The organism is Mesorhizobium sp. M0751 (assembly GCF_040320265.1).
Lineage (GTDB): Bacteria > Pseudomonadota > Alphaproteobacteria > Rhizobiales > Rhizobiaceae > Mesorhizobium.
On record NZ_JAMYPH010000005.1, the window covers coordinates 238,104 to 253,671 of the forward strand.

Below are 15,568 nucleotides of genomic sequence, written 5' to 3' on the forward strand. Positions count from 1 at the left end.
CCTTCGGGCTGGTAGAAGAGGAGAAATGTTATGAAGAAGAGCTGGACAAAACCGACCATGTGCCAGGTTGCTGCGGGCTTTGAAATTTCGCGGTATCTGCCTGCTGAAATTACTCCCAAGAAGTAGGCCGCAGAGGTGCGTGTCCCTGGCAACGGGGGCACGCATCCCCTTGCCGCATGGAATTTTCGTGAAAGAGTTTGAGGCACGCAGAGCGGGCGGGACGTTTTTTGCGGCTGCAAATTGGCTGCTGGTCAGCGAAGCCGCGGGGCGGGCGTTTTCATGCGCTTGAGAATCATCGGGTCGGCTGCCGGCGGAGGCTTTCCGCAATGGAACTGCAATTATCGTCTGAGCCGTGCGGCTCGCACCGGGGTAGGTGGCGTGCATTCACGAACCCAATCGAGTGTCGCCGCGTCGGCGGATGGGCTTGGCTGGGTTCTGTTCAACGCCTCGCCCGACATTCGCCAGCAGATCGCGGCAACGCCTGAATTGCAGCCCGCGCACGATGCGCCGCTGCGCTCGACACCTATTCGCGCGGTGGTGCTGACCAATGCCGATGTCGATCATGTCGCCGGCCTGCTCAGCCTGCGTGAGCGGCAGCCTTTCGCTATCTATGCAACGACACAGGTTCTGGCGACGCTGGAGGCGAATTCGATTTTTAATGTCCTCGATCCGGCGCTCGTGCCGCGACGCATCTTGCCGCCTGCGCAAGAACTGTCGATCTGCGATGCAGACGGCCACGACACCGGGGTGGCTGTCGAGAGCTTTCCCGTGCCCGGGAAGATTGCCCTCTATCTCGAAGAAAAAGGCCAGCCGGATGCCAATTTCAGCTCCGATGCCGGCGACACGATCGGCGTTCGTATCGCCAGTGTCGACAGTCGCGGCTCCGTCTTCTACATCCCCGGCTGCGCCCGCATCGATGCGACCCTGCGCAGGCGTCTAGCCGATGCCGCATGCCTTCTGTTCGACGGCACGGTCTTCACCGACGACGAGATGATTGCTGCCGGCGTCGGCCAAAAGACCGGTGCGCGGATGGGGCATCTGGCAATGTCGGGAGACGCGGGATCGATCGCCGGCTTGGCCGATGTGAGGATCGGCCGCCGTGTCTTTGTCCACATCAACAACACCAACCCTGTTCTGGACGAGAATTCTGCCGAACACGCAGCAGTCGAAGCGGCTGGCTGGGAAGTGGCCCGCGACGGGATGGAGATGGACCTTTGAGTGATTTCCGCGACGCGGCCAAGAACGGCCTGTCCTCCAGCGAGCTCGAAGCCGTGCTGCGGCAGGTCGGTGCCGAGCGCTATCACAACCGTCACCCTTTCCATCACAGGATGACCAGCGGTGCGCTGTCGAGGACCGAGATGCAGGCTTGGGCGCTGAACCGTTATTGTTATCAGGCTGTCATTCCGCGCAAGGATGCCATGATTCTCGCGCATGCCGAGGATCCGGCGTTTCGCGCCGCCTGGCGCAAACGCATCGAGGATCATGACGGCGAGGACGGCTGGAGCGGCGGTATTGCGCGCTGGTTGCACCTGGCGACCTCGCTCGGTCTCGATGCCGACGCGGTGAAGAGCGAGAGGCTGGCCCTGCCGGCGACACGTTTTGCGGTTGGCGCTTACCTCTCCTTTTGCACGAACCGGACCCTGCTGGAGGCGGTTGCGTCGTCGCTGACCGAGATGTTCTCGCCGCTCATCATCGGCGAGCGGGTACCGGCGATGCTGGCCAGATACGATTATATCACCGAGGATACGCTGGCCTATTTCACCCGACGGCCCGAACAGGCCTCGCGCGACGCCGACTTCGCGCTCGCCTATGTGCTCGAACATGCCGACACGGCCGAACGCCAGCAGCAGGCGATCGATGCACTGGTGTTCAAATGCGATATACTGTGGACCATGCTTGACGCGCTTCAACACGCTTATGGCGAGCCGGGCAATATCCCGCCCGGCGCCTTCCGTCCGGAGGCAGCCCAATGATGGCATTGCGCGAAAGAGCCATGGTGTCGCCGCAGTCGGTTCCATCGCTGCCGAAGCACGTGCGCATACAGTATGACCCCGTGCGCCAGGCGTTCGCCGTGCTTTCGCCCGAGAAGGTGTTCTGGCCAAACGAGATCAGCCTCGACATATTGCGCCGCTGCGATGGGCGGTCCACGGTCGGCCACATCATTGCCGGCCTTGCCGCAGATTATGACGCCGAACAGGAGGCTGTGGCGGCCGATGTCATCGCCTTCCTGCAGGAATGGTCGGACAAGCTGCTGGTGAAGCTATGAGTGAGCCCCCTCTCCCCCCGATCGGCATGCTGGCGGAACTGACGCATCGCTGCCCGCTGCAATGCCCCTATTGCTCCAATCCGCTCGAATTGCTGAAGGCCAATCGCGAACTCGACACGCAGAGCTGGCTCGACTTGTTCTCGCAGGCGGCCGATCTTGGCGTTCTCCAGGTGCATCTGTCCGGCGGTGAACCGACGCTGCGTCGCGATCTCGAGCAATTGATCGCCGGGCTTTCGGCGCGCGGCGTCTACACCAACCTGATCACCGCCGGCGTTGGAATTGCGGATGGCCGCATCGAGGCATTTGCCGAAGCCGGGCTCGCCCATCTGCAACTGAGCTTTCAAGGCGCACGGCCGGCAACCACCGAGCGCATCGGCAATCACAGGGGCAGCCACGAAAAGAAGCTGGAAACGGCACGCCGCGCTCGCGCGGCCGGCTTGCCGCTTACCATCAACGCGCCGATCCATCGCCACAATATCGAGGAGGTACCGGAATTCATCGAACTGGCCCTTTCGCTGGGTGCGGAGCGTCTCGAGATCGCCAACGTGCAGTACGCCGGCTGGGCGCTGACCAATCGCGATCAACTGATGCCCGAGCGTGCTGCCGTCGACCGCCAGGCGGAGATCGTCGCGGCGGCGCGCGAACGGCTCACCGGCATCATGAACATCGATTTCGTCACGCCGGATTATTTCGCCATCTATCCCAAGCCGTGCATGGGCGGCTGGGCGCGCGACGCCTTCATGGTGACGCCGGACGGCACCGTACTGCCATGCCATGCCGCCCAGACTATCCCGTCGCTCAGTTTCGAGCGTTTTGGACCACGCAGCCTGGCCGCGATATGGACCGATTCCCCTGCATTTAATGCCTTTAGAGGCACGGACTGGATGCAGGAGCCCTGCCGCAACTGTGAGCGGCGCGAGATCGACTGGGGCGGCTGCCGCTGCCAGGCGATGGCAATCGCCGGCGATGCCGCCGCGACGGACCCAGCTTGCGCGAAATCGCCGATCCATGCGCGCATGGCAATGCTGATCGACGAAGCCCAGCGCGCTGCGACGGTTCCTTCGAGCGACGCACCATTCGTCTACCGGCGTATCGGCGTCGTCACCGAGCCCGCCTGACTGCCGACCTATTCCTACTGCCCTACCCTCGTGAAAGCCGTTCGGCATGCCACGTCATATGGTCATGCATGAAGGTCGAAATGAAAAAATAGGAGTGATCGTATTCGTCCTGCATCCGCAATTTCAACGGGATGCCTGCCTTGGAGCAGGCGTCTTCGAGCAGCCAAGGCCTGAGGCCCTCCTGGAGGAAACCGTCTGACGTTCCCTGATCGACCAGGAATTCCGGGAAACGGTGTCCATCCTCGATGAGCGAAGTGGCATCGTGGCGCCGCCACGAGGCCTCATCCAGGCCGAGATACTTTTCGAAAGCCGGCTTCGACCAGCCGGCTGTGCTTGGCTGCACGATCGGCGCAAAGGCCGAGCAACTTCTGAAACGCGCGGGATTGTTCAGTGCGATCGTCAGCGCACCATGCCCGCCCATCGAATGGCCGAAGATCGACTGGCGTGCCATATCGGCGGGAAATTCGCGCCCGATGACGGCTGGCAGCTCCTCGACGATATAGGAATACATGCGATAGTTCTTGGCATACGGCTCTTGCGTCGCGTCGAGGTAGAAACCGGCGCCGCTGCCGAACTGCCAATTGTCCTTCTCATCCGGAATGTCGGCACCACGCGGGCTGGTGTCGGGGCAGACGACGATCAAGCCAAGGTCGGCGGCAATACGTCTGTATTCGCCTTTTTCCATTACATTCGCATGGGTGCAGGTGAGCCCGGAGAGGTACCACACCAACGGGCAACGCCGTTCCCGTGCCTGCGGAGGCACGAAAATGGCAAACGTCATTTCGCACGAGCAGCTCGTCGAGAGATGAGAGTAAACGTGCTGGGCGCCGCCATGCGACTTGGCAGTCGAGACGAGTTTCGGGTGCTCTGGCATATATTCTTCTCCGCCAATTTTTGACCGCCCGACCGTAGGCTCTACGACATCAAGGGTGATCGCGGCAACCTTGGTGGGACGGCTGGCGGGTGAGCGCAGTCCAGGAGCTCGGCGCGGCCCACGGGCGCGCGCTCTGCGCTTGACGAAGATGTCGCCTAGAAATAGCCGAGGATGGATTTGACCTCGAGATACTCCAGCATGCCCTCGATCCCATATTCGCGCCCATTTCCAGACTGCTTGAAACCGCCAAACGGGGCGTGCGGATCCCAGGCCGGGTAGTTGAGATGCACCTGACCGGAGCGGATCCGCGAGGCCACGTCCCTGACGGCGTCCACATCCTCGCCCTGCACATGGGCGCCCAGACCGTAGACCGTGTCGTTGGCGATGGTGACCGCCTCCTCGATTGTGTCGTACGGGATGATGCAGAGAACGGGCCCGAAGACCTCTTCCTGGGCAATACGCATGCTCGTGCGCACGTCGGAAAAGATGGTCGGCTTCACATAGAACCCGACGTTCAGATCGTGCGCACGACCCGGTCCGCCGGTGAGTAGCCTGGCGCCCTCGGAAATGCCGACGCCGATCATGGTTTGGATGCGGTCGAATTGGGCACGGTTGGCGATTGCACCATGAGTTGTGGCTTCGCAAAGTGGATCACCAATGACGATCTGGGCTGCGGCCATTTTGGCGATTGCCTCGATCTCGGAGAGCAGCGCGCGCGGCACGATCATGCGCGTCGGGGCGCTGCATGACTGGCCGAGATTGCGGAAGGCGGCGGCTACGCCCAGAGAAACGGCGCGATCGAGATCTGCGTCCGGCAGGATCACGTTCGGCGACTTGCCGCCGAGCTCCTGCGCGACACGCTTGACCGTGGTCGCTGCCGCCTGGGCCACCGCAATGCCCGCGCGGGTGGACCCGGTAATGGAGATCATGTCGACATCCGGATGGGAGGCGAGCCCCATACCCACGCCTGGACCATCACCTTGCAGGAGGTTGAAAACCCCCGCAGGGAAGCCGGCTTCCTCGAGCGCCTCGGCGAACAGCAGGGCGTCCAAGGGAGAAAGCTCACTCGGCTTCAGCACGATCGTGCAGCCTGCAGCGAGCGCCGGCGAAACCTTGGCGGTGATCTGGTAAAGTGGCCAGTTCCACGGAGTGATCAAGGCGCAGACACCGATCGGTTCGTGGGTGACGGCGGTTTGCCCCCGTTGCTTGACGAAGCGAAAGTCTGTCAGCACATCGCGAGCGACCTTAACATGCGTGATCGCCAGCGGCACCTGGGCGCTGCGCGCATAGCCGATCGCCGCGCCCATTTCGAGGCTCAGGCATTGAGCCAGCAGTTCGCCGCGCGCCTCGAGCAGCGCTTGCAGGCGATCGAGCAGACCCACGCGGTCTTCTGGCGTGGTCCGACTCCAGGTGGCGAATGCCCTGCGCGCCGCTGCAACGGCCGCGTCCACGTCCTCGCCATTTCCAAGCGGAAACTGGCTCACAACGTCTTCTGTGGCGGGGTTGACGACAACGCCCGTCGCGGTGCCGCTCGGCTCGACCCATTGACCGTCGATGAAGAACTTGTCCAGATGGCCGTTGCGGGACAGGTGTTCGAGGGGCGTCATCACCCTACAAGATCCTTCATGCGGTAATAGGCGCCGAGAATCGGCAGGAACCAGGGGCGCCCGAAATAACCGGGGATCGCTGGCCAGTCGAAATCCTTCCAGGGATTAAGCTCGGGGTGCCCGTCCATGACGTCGGCCATGATGGTGCCCATCAACGTCGACATCTGGGTCCCGTGTCCGCTATAGCCCATCGAGTAATAGATGCCATCGCGCGCTCCGGCGCGCGGCAGGCGATCGCGAGTCATATCGACCATGCCGCCCCAGCAGTAGTCGATGCGGGTGCCGGCCAGTTCCGGAAAGACCTCGACCATCGCCGCCTTGAGTATCCGGCCGCTTTTTTCGTCGGATTGAGGATTGGACACGGCAAAGCGCGCCCTCCCGCCGAACAGAAGGCGATTGTCGGGCGTAAGCCGCCAATAGACAACGAGGTTGCGCGTGTCGACGACCATGCGCCCGGTCGGCATGAGACGCTTAAGGTGGTCGGGCGACAGCGGCTCGGTCACGATCAGAAAAGCTCCGACCGGGATCATGCGCCGGCGGATCCAGCCGAGCGGGCCAACCTGGGAAATGCCGCTCGCCAACAGGACCTGCCGTGCGACGATCTTGCCCTTTGGCGTCGTTATCTCATGCCCGCCCGAAACCTTGCGCATCGCCATGACGGGCGAGCGTTCATGGACCTCTGCGCCACGCCGGGCAGCGGCGATCGCGAGGCCCCGGACGAACCGGCCGACATGCATGCCCGCGCTCTTGGGAAAGAGCAGCCCGCCATGGTAGCGGTTGGTCCCGACTTCCGCCCGCAGGTCGCAGCGCGCGATCATCCTGGTGTCGGGATCGACATTGGCCGCCAGCAGTTCCTGGCTGCGCGCCAGCATGTCGTAGTGCTCTGGCTTGGCGGCGAGCTTGAGCTTGCCGACGCGGGAGAAGCTGCAGTCGATCTTTTCTTCCTGCACCAACCGCTCGACCATATCGACGCCGGCGTCGAAAGCCTTGTAGAGCGCATTTGTGGCCGGCTTGCCGTGCTTGCCAGCCATGATTGCATAGTTCTGGGCAAAGCCGTTGTTGCACATCCCGCCATTGCGGCCGGACGCGGCGCTGCCGATCGTTTCGGCCTCCAACAGGGCAACCCGGGCGCCCTTTTTGGCAAGGGCCAGCGCGGCGGAGGAGCCAGTCAGGCCGCCGCCCACAATCGCTACGTCGTAGTGGCCTTCGAGCGGTTTGGACGACCCTTCATTGAACGGCTGAGACGTATCCAGCCAATAAGAGGTAAATTTCATTTTCTTGACCACCAGTGCTGATTGAGTGGGCCGACATCCGAGCGTTGTTGCTCTACCAGCCGCGCATCCGCTCCCAACGCGCTTCAATCTTGGGGCTGTCCCCGTTGACGACGCTGTAGAAATCATGCTGGGCGGCCATCGCACACGCATGGTTGGGCAGAATGCGGACCCGAGACCCGAGCGGCAGCTCGGGCATGGACTTTCCAGAGCCGGCACGAATGGCGAGGATACCGTGTTCCTGGCTGGCCTGGGCCACGATCACATCTTCAAGCACCCGCCCCTTTTCGTCGCAGACCACGCCGTAGCCCTGGTCGATCTGCTGGTTTGCGGTTCCCCGGTCGCGCGAAAGCGCCATCCACCCTGCGTCGACCACCACCCATCCCTTTTCCGGCTTGGACCCGATCACCGTGGCCAACACGGAAATCGCGATGTCGTCGATGGCACAGACCCCGACCCCGTGCTGGACGAGGTCGAAGAACATGTAGACTCCAGCGCGCAGCTCCGTGATGCCTTCTAGATTCTCGGCGAAATGCGCTGTCGGCGTCGAACCGAGGCTGATGATCGGGCAGGCATGGCCGTGAGCGCGCAAAGTTTCGGCGGCGCGCAAGCTGGCCGAACGCTCGTTCTCGGCTGCCTTGACCAGCGCATCGGGCGTGCTCAAGGTATAGGACTCGCCCGCATGGGCGAGGACGCCGACGAGATTAGCGCCCGCTTCGACGACCCTGTCGGCCACCTCGAGCAGCTTGGGATCGTCCGGCTTCAATCCACCGCGATGGTCATCGCAGTCCAGTTCGATGAAGACGGACGGCGTCACGCCGATTGCTTGGCGCACGTCGGCCAAAGCATCAGCCTGCTCCACAGTATCGAGCAGCAGCTTCAGGTCGACGCCAGTACGGCGACAAAGCTCCATGGCGCGCCTAGCCGAAGCCGGTGAGATACCAACCGCATAGGTCATGTCTCGAAAGCCATGGCCCGCAAAATACTCTGCCTCGGCGATGGTCGAGACCGTGATCGGACCGGGTTCTGGATGGAACGCGCATCGGGCGACGTCGATGCTTTTGGCCGTCTTCATATGCGGGCGCAGCACCACGCCAAGCTTCCTGGCGCGCTCGGCCAGACCTCGGATGTTGCGCTCGAGCCGCCCACTGTCGAGAAGCAGCGCCGGAGTGACCAAGGCGTCGATCGTCCTAGCCGTCTCGCTCACCGCCAGGTTTGCCGCCCTCGTGTTCATAAGGTCGTCTCCTAAGTGAACGACTGGTTTGCCAACGCATACATATGGGCGGGCCGCTCGGAGACGGGCCGTTGCCCTTTGACCATGGCCGTCGCACTGCCGGACCGCTGAAGGCCAAGGCTCTCAAGCCAGTCGCCCAATCCATCCTCGGCATAGACGTCGATACGAACGAATTGATCGTGAAGGCTCGAAAGCTGGGCCAGGATCAGAAGCCGCGCGTCTTGCTCGCTCTCGGCCGCACAAGGGCCCACGACATAGCCGCGGCCAAACCTCCTCGCGATAGCGTAGCCTGCAATCCCTCCCCTGCGCTCAATGACCAATGCGTTGCCCACATCGGCGAGCGCAGCCACCATCGCCAGCCGGGGCATGCCCGTGGCCCGTTCGTCGAAGGCCTGGATCGCCGCGAGGTCAGAGACTGTCGCTTGACGGATATCGTCGCAAGCACTGCGCGTCACTGCGACGTTCAGCGAGCCCTGGTGCTGATGCACCCTGCCCCAGGCAGTGAAGCCGCGTCGCTTGTAGAGCGCCAGCCCCTCTTCGGTTGAGTTGAGCAGCACGTTGCGACCGTGCGTCGCCTCAAGCAATCCATCAAAGAGCCGGGCGCCGTTGCCACCGCCTTGGGCGGAGCCAGTAACTATGATCATCCCGACCGAGGCATAGGACTGTCCGTAATTCCACGACATGGCCGTGCCAATCACCTGCCCTGCCCGCTCGAGGACCAGGCCTTTGCCGACCATCAGGGCAAATTCCCAATCCTCCTGACGGTAGGGCCAGGCCATCTCCTGCGACAGCTTCAGTGCGCCCGGCAAATGGCGGGTTTCCAATTTCATCAGCTCGGTCGGCGCGCTGACGATATCTCTGTCATGCTCAAAGGCCATAAGGTGCAACGCTGTCACTTGATCCAGAGTCGGATTGAAGTCGGACCTTAGAGTCGCGCCCGGCGGACAGATTTCGCTGCTGTTTTGCCCCTTCAAATCAGCGGGATTATTCGTTTTAAGCAGTTCCTCGGCATGCCAAATCGCGCAAATCAGGCGAGGAATACCTGACACCTTGAATCGCCGCTTCGTGGTTGTCCGCGATCGGCGATGTCCAGAGGAATTTTTGATGATCTACATCAGCGAAGAGGAGTCAGCCGCCCTCGTCACGCATAAACTTGCTTTCGAGGCGGCGCGCGGGGCCCTCGTGGCAGCAGCATCGCAGCAGAGCTGGGTCTTTCCCGCTGTTCTCGGACGCACACAGGACGCGACCAATACCTTCTCAATCAAATCCGGTTCGTCGGACGACCTCACCGGAGTGAAAATCGGCTCCTTCTGGTCGGGCAATCCGGCACGTGGCCTTCCCCGCCACAACTCCACCATCGTGCTGCTCGATCAGCATACAGGTCGGCTCGGCGCCGTAATCGAGGCCGGGAAGGTCAACGCCTACAGGACGGCGGCCGCCGACGCGGTGGCGGCCGATCTTCTTGCGCGCAAGCAAGCCAAGGTTCTGGCGATCTTCGGCGCCGGCAGCCAGGCGAGCTTCGAAGTGATGGCGCTGGCACGCATCCGCCCGATCGACACCGTGCTTGTCGTGGCCCGGCCTTCGCAGCGGCGCGACGCTTTTGTCGATCAGATCGGCGAAAGGGGACTGAAGGCGCGCGCTGCCTTGCCGGAAGAAGCCGTGGGCGCCGCCGACATCGTGGTGACGGCGACACCCTCACGCGAACCGCTGTTCGATGCCGCTTGGGTGAGACCCGGAACCCATATCGTCAGCATGGGTTCGGATGCTCCGGGCAAGCGCGAATTGCCGAGCGAATTATTTCCCAAGGCACGTCTGTTTTGTGATCTGCTTTCCCAGTCCGTCCAGATCGGCGAGTTCCAGCACGTGCGCGACGAGATCGACGCCGGCGTGCTTGCGGTAACACCAATCGGCGACGTCATCGAAAGGCGTGCGCCCGGACGCGGCTTCGACAATGAGATCACGGTCTTCGACAGTTCCGGTATCTCCCTGCAGGACCTCTACATGGCCGACGCGCTGATCCGTGCGAAGGCGTTCCACCGCTGATCAGCTTCGCACCGACGGGCCCCAGCCCCGACGGATTTTTCGACACTTGTGGAGTGCTCTCCGGTAACAAGGTGTCCCACGCGATTCTGCAGTCGTATCAGCGGCGGGCACGCCAAGGGTTGCCCGCATGAACCACGGATCGCCCCCGATGTCGGCGACTAGCGGCTGGCGCGCCAGAAGGCGAGACGGTCCTGCAACCGATAGCCCTGGATAATCGCCGGCATGAACCACGGATTGCCACGATAAAGCGGGACGGCCAAAGGCGGCCGAAAATCGAACGCCGTGCGCGACTGCTCGCCATGCCCCATCAACTTGTGGGCCGCACGCATGCCAATCCATGGCGCCCAGACCACGCCCGAACCGCAGAAGCCGGAGGCATAGACCACACCGTCCTTCTCGAAGATGCGGGGCAGCATGTCTCGGTTCATCGCCACATTGCCGAACCAGCAATGCGAAAGGCGCACGTTCTCCAACTCCGGGAAAAGGTTCACCAGTCCCTTGCGTAGGAGAAGTTTCGGCGCTGCGGGATCGCCGACGCGAGAACTGTCACGCCCCCCCAGCAGGATACGTTTCCCGTCGGGCGACGGGCGATAATAGAAACCGAGTTGCCGGTTCTCGGTGATCGTCATCAGCTTCGGCATCAATCGCGCCATGATATCGGGCGCAAGTTCCTCGGTCACGATGATCCGGCTGCGGACCGGAACCAGGCGGCGGCGCAGGAAGGGAGCGGCGCCGTCGGTATAGCCGTTGGTACAGACCAGAACCTGCCGTGCATCCACCGTCCCTGCCGAAGTCGCGACGCGGAACCCCGAACCGTTCCTCTCGATCGACTTGACCACTGTATGCGAATGGACCGTCAACCCGGATGCGAGCGCCACCCGCAGGAGCTCAGCATGGAATTTTGCGGGGTGCAGCCCGCCAATGTCCATCCGAACGGTCCCGCCGCGGTAGAAGTCGGTGCCGATATAATTTAGCTGCTCGGCATGCGGAACCGCGTAGGACTCGATCCCCAATTTCTTCGCCAGCGTCTCGGCGCCGCGCGCCATCTTCTCATACTGTTCATATCCAAAAGCGCCCTTGAACTGGCCAACCAGTCGGAAGTCGCAGTCGAGCCCTTCGGTCTGGATGAAGCCGTAGAGGAATTCGCGTGCGACCTTGCCCTCGGCCTCGATCGCCATGGCCTTCTCTTCGCCGAAGCGCCGGGTGATCGTGGCATAGTCTGGCCGGATGCTTCCGCTCGTGATCCCGCCGTTGCGGGTGGAAGCACCCTCGCCCGGATTCATCGCATCAAAGGCGGCGACCGAGCGCCCTTCGCGCGCCAGCACCAGCGCGGCAGAAAGCCCGGCATAACCGGCGCCGACGATTGCCACGTCAACCTTCTTTGCGACTGGCTGCCGCGGCAGCGGCATGACGGGCGCTGCTTCCCACCAATAGGGCGTGTTCTTGTCGGCGATATGAGGCTCTTGCACGTGGCTGACTTCTCGCTGCATTGCAGGGGTAAAGATCTGCGGTCGGTGAAACTTCAGATGTGGTCGTCTCGGACGTCGAGCGCATCACGCAGCCCGTCACCGATGAAATTGAAACTCGTTACCGCAATGGTGATTGCAGCTCCGGGAATGATTGCCAGCCAAGGTGCGCTGCCCAGATATTGTTGGGCGCCATTGAGCATGTTGCCCCAACTGGGCAGTGGCGGCTGGATCCCGTAGCCGAGAAAGCTGATGTAGGCCTCCATGAGAATGGCGCGCGCGACCGTCAAGGTGGAAGCGACGATAATCGGCCCCATGGCGTTGGGCAGTATCTCGCGGAACATGATGTGGGTGCCGCTCAACCCCAGCATTCGCCCGGCCAGGACGAACTCGCGTTCGCGTAACGAGCGGACCTCCGCTTCCACAATACGAGCAACTTCCATCCAACTGGTGAGGGCGATAATGACGGTGATCATCACAGGACTGGGCTTCAGTGCGGCAGCCAGCGCCAGCAGCAGAAAGATCGATGGGAATGACAGGAATCCATCGACCGTGCGCATCAGCGTGGCCCCGACCCAGCCGCCGCGATAGCCGGCAATTACGCCGACCAGGGTGCCGATAAGCGTCGACAAAACCATGGCAAAGAAACCGACCAGCAGCGAGATTCGTCCCGCCATCAAAAGCCTTGCCGCCACGTCGCGGCCAAGCGGATCGGTACCTAGAAAGTGGTAGCCCGTCAGCGGGGGGGCAAAGCGGGCCCGCAGATCGATATACAGTGAGCTATAAGGCAGGAGATGGGGGCCGAGGACGCAAGCAAGGCTCAGGAAGATGATCATCGCCAACCCAAGCAGCGCCAAGCGATGCCGCATGAAACGACGTGCCGCGCGGTTGTTTCTCCAGCGGCTTGGAGCTGCATTTGCGGTGAGAGCGGTCATATCGGCTGTCTCCTGTCGGGGAAGTTGCGCGCTCAAGCCAGACGAATGCGCGGATCGACAATAGCGACGACAATATCGGCGATCAGGTTTCCAAGCAGAACGAGGATGGCGGAGAACATCAGCAGCCCCATCACAACCGGATAGTCGCTGTAACCAAGGCTATCGAGGAACAACCGTCCCATTCCTGGCCAGGTAAAGACGGTTTCGGTCACGAGCGCGCCAGTGAGGACGCTGGGAAGCTGCATCCCGGCCAAGGTAATCATCGGCAAAAGTGCGTTGCCGACGACATGCTTCATCAGGATCCGGCGCTCACTCAACCCCTTGGCCCGAGCCGTCTTGACGAAGTCCTGGCTGATGGCGTCGAGAGTCGCCGTCCGCATGTAGCGGCTCCAGATCGCGACATGGACCAGCGACAGCACAATACTTGGCAGGATCAGATGGTGGAGGTAGCCCAGGATCGAGGCGTCGCCGATCTCGGACATATTGCCCGCGGGCAGCCAGCCCAACTTCAGGGAAAAGACGTAGATGCCGACGAGCCCGAACCAGAAGGTGGGGACCGACAACGCGACCATGGCACCGACAGTTGCGAGATAGTCGAACAGCGAATAGCGGCGCGTGGCGCCGCGGATTCCGATCCAGGCGCCAATGGAAATTGCAATCACGGTTGAGGAACCCATCAGAAGCAGCGTGGCAAAGAGATGGCTGCCGATGACCTCCAATACCGGCGCTCCATCACGGAACGAGTGACCCCAGTCGCCCCGCACCAGCCGCCATGCCCAGTCCAGATATTGGATCCATATAGGCCGATCGAGGCCCAGCAGCCCCTTGAGACGCTCGATATCCTGCTGGGTCATTCCGGGATCAAGCCCAAATTGCGCCAGCGGGCCGCCGGGAAGGAGGTTCAGAATGCCGAAGCCGATGATCGAAACGATCACAAGCAGCACCAGGCTCTGGGAGAGGCGATTGAGCAGGAAGCCGCGCATTCGAGTCCTCCATTGTGGGTTGATGATTCTGATCTGTTGCCGCCGCCGCGACGGAACCGGGCGGCGGCAACTGCGTGGATCAGGCCTTCCACTGCCAGGCCGCGGCATTCCATGACGCGGTGCGGGTGTTGGCGTTAGGCTCGAAGCCGTCCAACCCTTTCTTGCGTCCGAGGACGATTGTGTAGGCGAACAGCGGCAGGAAGGGCAGATCGTGGCGCACCACTTCCTGCACGCGATTATAGATCCCGCGCCGTTCTTCCGGATCGAAGCTGCGAGCACCCTTTTCGAGCAGGGCATCGACCTCAGGATTGGAATATTGTCCGGTGTTCGAGCCGTGTCCGCCTTGAGCGGCGATCGCCTTCGTATGGAGCCGGTTTGTGGCGTCGGGGTCCGCGGCAATAAGATAGGTGACGCCCACCATGGCGGTGTCGAATTGCGACTTCAGCCAGAACTCGCCCCACATAACTGCAGCCGGCAAATTCGAGATCGTCATCTCGACGCCGATCTCGGCAAACGTCTGCTGCAGGAACTGCTGCGTCTGCTCGCGGAGGTTGTTGCCAGAAGTTGTCGAGTTGGAGAAGGACAGTCGCACCCCATCCTTGGCGCGGATTCCATCCGGCCCCGGCGCCCAGCCGGCCTCATCAAGGATTTGGCGCGCCCGGTCCAGATTGAACTCCTGAACCGGCAGGTCCGGGTCGTAGTAGTAGGACTCCTTCGGCATGAAGGTCTCGGTGAGAGTGCCCACGCCGTAATAGATCGTGTCGACGATCGCTTTCCTGTCCAACGCGGCGTAGAGCGCCTGGCGCACTGCCAGATCCTTGAACTGCGGGCGGCCCAAATTGAGGTAGATCGACTCCAGGGATGCCCCTGTCTCCAGTGTCACCACGCGGTCTGGTAGTTCGCGGGCTTCAGTATAATGGTCGGCGGTGATGAACGACTGATCGACCAGGTCCACGTCGCCGCTCTTGAACTGCGTGTAGAGCACCGTCATGTCGGGGATGTATTTGAAGATGAGCTGCTCGACATAGGGACCTTCGCCGGCGTACTCAGGATTGGCGACGAGCTCGATGTGATCGCCCGCGACGCGCTGGCCCCATTTGAATGCGCCGGTGCCGACCGGCGCCTGGTTGAACGCGGCGGTATTCGGATCGGCCTCTTTCCCCAGAATGTGCTTAGGCACGATGAAGGTTTCGGCCAAGAATGAAAGGTAGGGCGCAAAAGCCTCCTTCATCCGCCATGTGATCTCGGTGGGCGAAACCACTGTGATGTCCTGCACGAGCGAATGGCCGCTCGTGCGCCAAGCGCGAAACTTCGGGTTCGTGATGAGCTCAAGGGTGAATTTCACGTCCTCGGCCGTGAAGGGCTCACCGTCGTGCCAGCGGGCATTGTCGCGCAACCGGATGCGCCAGTTGAGACCGTCCTCCGAAATGCCGCCGTTCTTCTGGCTTGGCACCTCGGCTGCGAGGTTTGGATGCAGGCCACCTTGGGGATCCATCCGGACCAACGCATCGAAAACCGAGAAATGGACCGCGTCATCGACTTCGATATGCGCCATCAGCGGATTGAATACGGTCGGCTCTTGCGAAAGACCGACGACGACGCGACCGGCCGGGCCTGCAGGAGGGGTCTTGGCGAAGGCGGGCTTGCCCAACAGATTGGGCGCGATGAGGCCTGCAGCCCCACCTAGCGCCATCAGTCGCAGCGCTTCGCGCCTCGAGTAGTTGGACGTAGTCGATGAATTTTTGGTCATGGTAGTTCCTCTCTTGTTATT

Annotated in this window: 14 protein-coding genes; 5 read left to right on the top strand and 9 right to left on the bottom strand. The window is 62.1% G+C overall.

The features are described from left to right. The first annotated feature begins 279 nt into the window (after positions 1-279). The 4 genes from pqqB to pqqE are packed head-to-tail and all read left to right on the top strand — an operon-like array spanning position 280 to position 3,384. Positions 280-1,218, top strand: coding sequence for a pyrroloquinoline quinone biosynthesis protein PqqB (pqqB, locus tag NKI19_RS11290; protein ID WP_352492370.1), 939 nt, complete (start codon positions 280-282; stop codon positions 1,216-1,218). Next, positions 1,215-1,973, top strand: a complete 759-nt coding sequence (gene pqqC / locus NKI19_RS11295) for a pyrroloquinoline-quinone synthase PqqC (RefSeq protein WP_352492371.1) — start codon at positions 1,215-1,217, stop codon at positions 1,971-1,973. Before pqqB ends, pqqC begins: the two co-directional genes overlap by 4 nt. After that, positions 1,970-2,266, top strand: coding sequence for a pyrroloquinoline quinone biosynthesis peptide chaperone PqqD (gene pqqD, locus NKI19_RS11300; protein WP_352492372.1), 297 nt, complete (start codon positions 1,970-1,972; stop codon positions 2,264-2,266). Before pqqC ends, pqqD begins: the two co-directional genes overlap by 4 nt. Continuing rightward, complete coding sequence (pqqE, locus tag NKI19_RS11305) at positions 2,263-3,384, top strand: pyrroloquinoline quinone biosynthesis protein PqqE (RefSeq protein ID WP_352492373.1); 1,122 nt, start codon at positions 2,263-2,265, stop codon at positions 3,382-3,384. Before pqqD ends, pqqE begins: the two co-directional genes overlap by 4 nt. A gap of 22 nt (positions 3,385-3,406) precedes the next feature. Here pqqE and fghA read toward each other — a convergent pair whose 3' ends face one another. From fghA to NKI19_RS11330, 5 genes are all read right to left on the bottom strand, one after another. Beyond that, the gene (gene fghA, locus NKI19_RS11310; protein ID WP_352565932.1) at positions 3,407-4,258 is read right to left on the bottom strand and encodes an S-formylglutathione hydrolase; all 852 of its coding nucleotides are present in this window, start codon (positions 4,256-4,258) and stop codon (positions 3,407-3,409) included. Between the two features lie 155 nt (positions 4,259-4,413). After that, on the bottom strand, positions 4,414-5,868 hold the full coding sequence (locus tag NKI19_RS11315; protein WP_352492375.1) for an aldehyde dehydrogenase family protein: 1,455 nt from the start codon (positions 5,866-5,868) through the stop codon (positions 4,414-4,416). Continuing rightward, a complete protein-coding gene (locus NKI19_RS11320; protein WP_352565930.1) occupies positions 5,865-7,139 on the bottom strand; it encodes an NAD(P)/FAD-dependent oxidoreductase in 1,275 nt (424 codons plus the stop codon). Before NKI19_RS11320 ends, NKI19_RS11315 begins: the two co-directional genes overlap by 4 nt. A 52-nt stretch (positions 7,140-7,191) precedes the next feature. Next, positions 7,192-8,370, bottom strand: coding sequence for an alanine racemase (locus NKI19_RS11325; protein ID WP_352565928.1), 1,179 nt, complete (start codon positions 8,368-8,370; stop codon positions 7,192-7,194). A gap of 11 nt (positions 8,371-8,381) precedes the next feature. After that, a complete protein-coding gene (locus tag NKI19_RS11330) occupies positions 8,382-9,419 on the bottom strand; it encodes a GNAT family N-acetyltransferase (protein WP_352492378.1) in 1,038 nt (345 codons plus the stop codon). A 55-nt stretch (positions 9,420-9,474) separates the two neighbouring features. Here NKI19_RS11330 and NKI19_RS11335 point away from each other — a divergent pair, with 55 nt between their 5' ends. Continuing rightward, positions 9,475-10,413, top strand: a complete 939-nt coding sequence (locus NKI19_RS11335) for an ornithine cyclodeaminase family protein (protein ID WP_352492379.1) — start codon at positions 9,475-9,477, stop codon at positions 10,411-10,413. 158 nt (positions 10,414-10,571) lie between these two features. Here the strand turns inward: NKI19_RS11335 and NKI19_RS11340 are convergent, their stop codons facing one another. From NKI19_RS11340 to NKI19_RS11355, 4 genes are all read right to left on the bottom strand, one after another. After that, positions 10,572-11,903, bottom strand: a complete 1,332-nt coding sequence (locus tag NKI19_RS11340; RefSeq protein WP_502899264.1) for an NAD(P)/FAD-dependent oxidoreductase — start codon at positions 11,901-11,903, stop codon at positions 10,572-10,574. 32 nt (positions 11,904-11,935) lie between these two features. Continuing rightward, a complete protein-coding gene (locus NKI19_RS11345; protein ID WP_352492419.1) occupies positions 11,936-12,814 on the bottom strand; it encodes an ABC transporter permease in 879 nt (292 codons plus the stop codon). A gap of 32 nt (positions 12,815-12,846) precedes the next feature. Next, positions 12,847-13,797, bottom strand: a complete 951-nt coding sequence (locus NKI19_RS11350) for an ABC transporter permease (protein WP_352565924.1) — start codon at positions 13,795-13,797, stop codon at positions 12,847-12,849. Between the two features lie 79 nt (positions 13,798-13,876). Further along, positions 13,877-15,547, bottom strand: a complete 1,671-nt coding sequence (locus tag NKI19_RS11355) for a peptide ABC transporter substrate-binding protein (protein ID WP_352565922.1) — start codon at positions 15,545-15,547, stop codon at positions 13,877-13,879. Positions 15,548-15,568 lie beyond the last annotated feature (21 nt).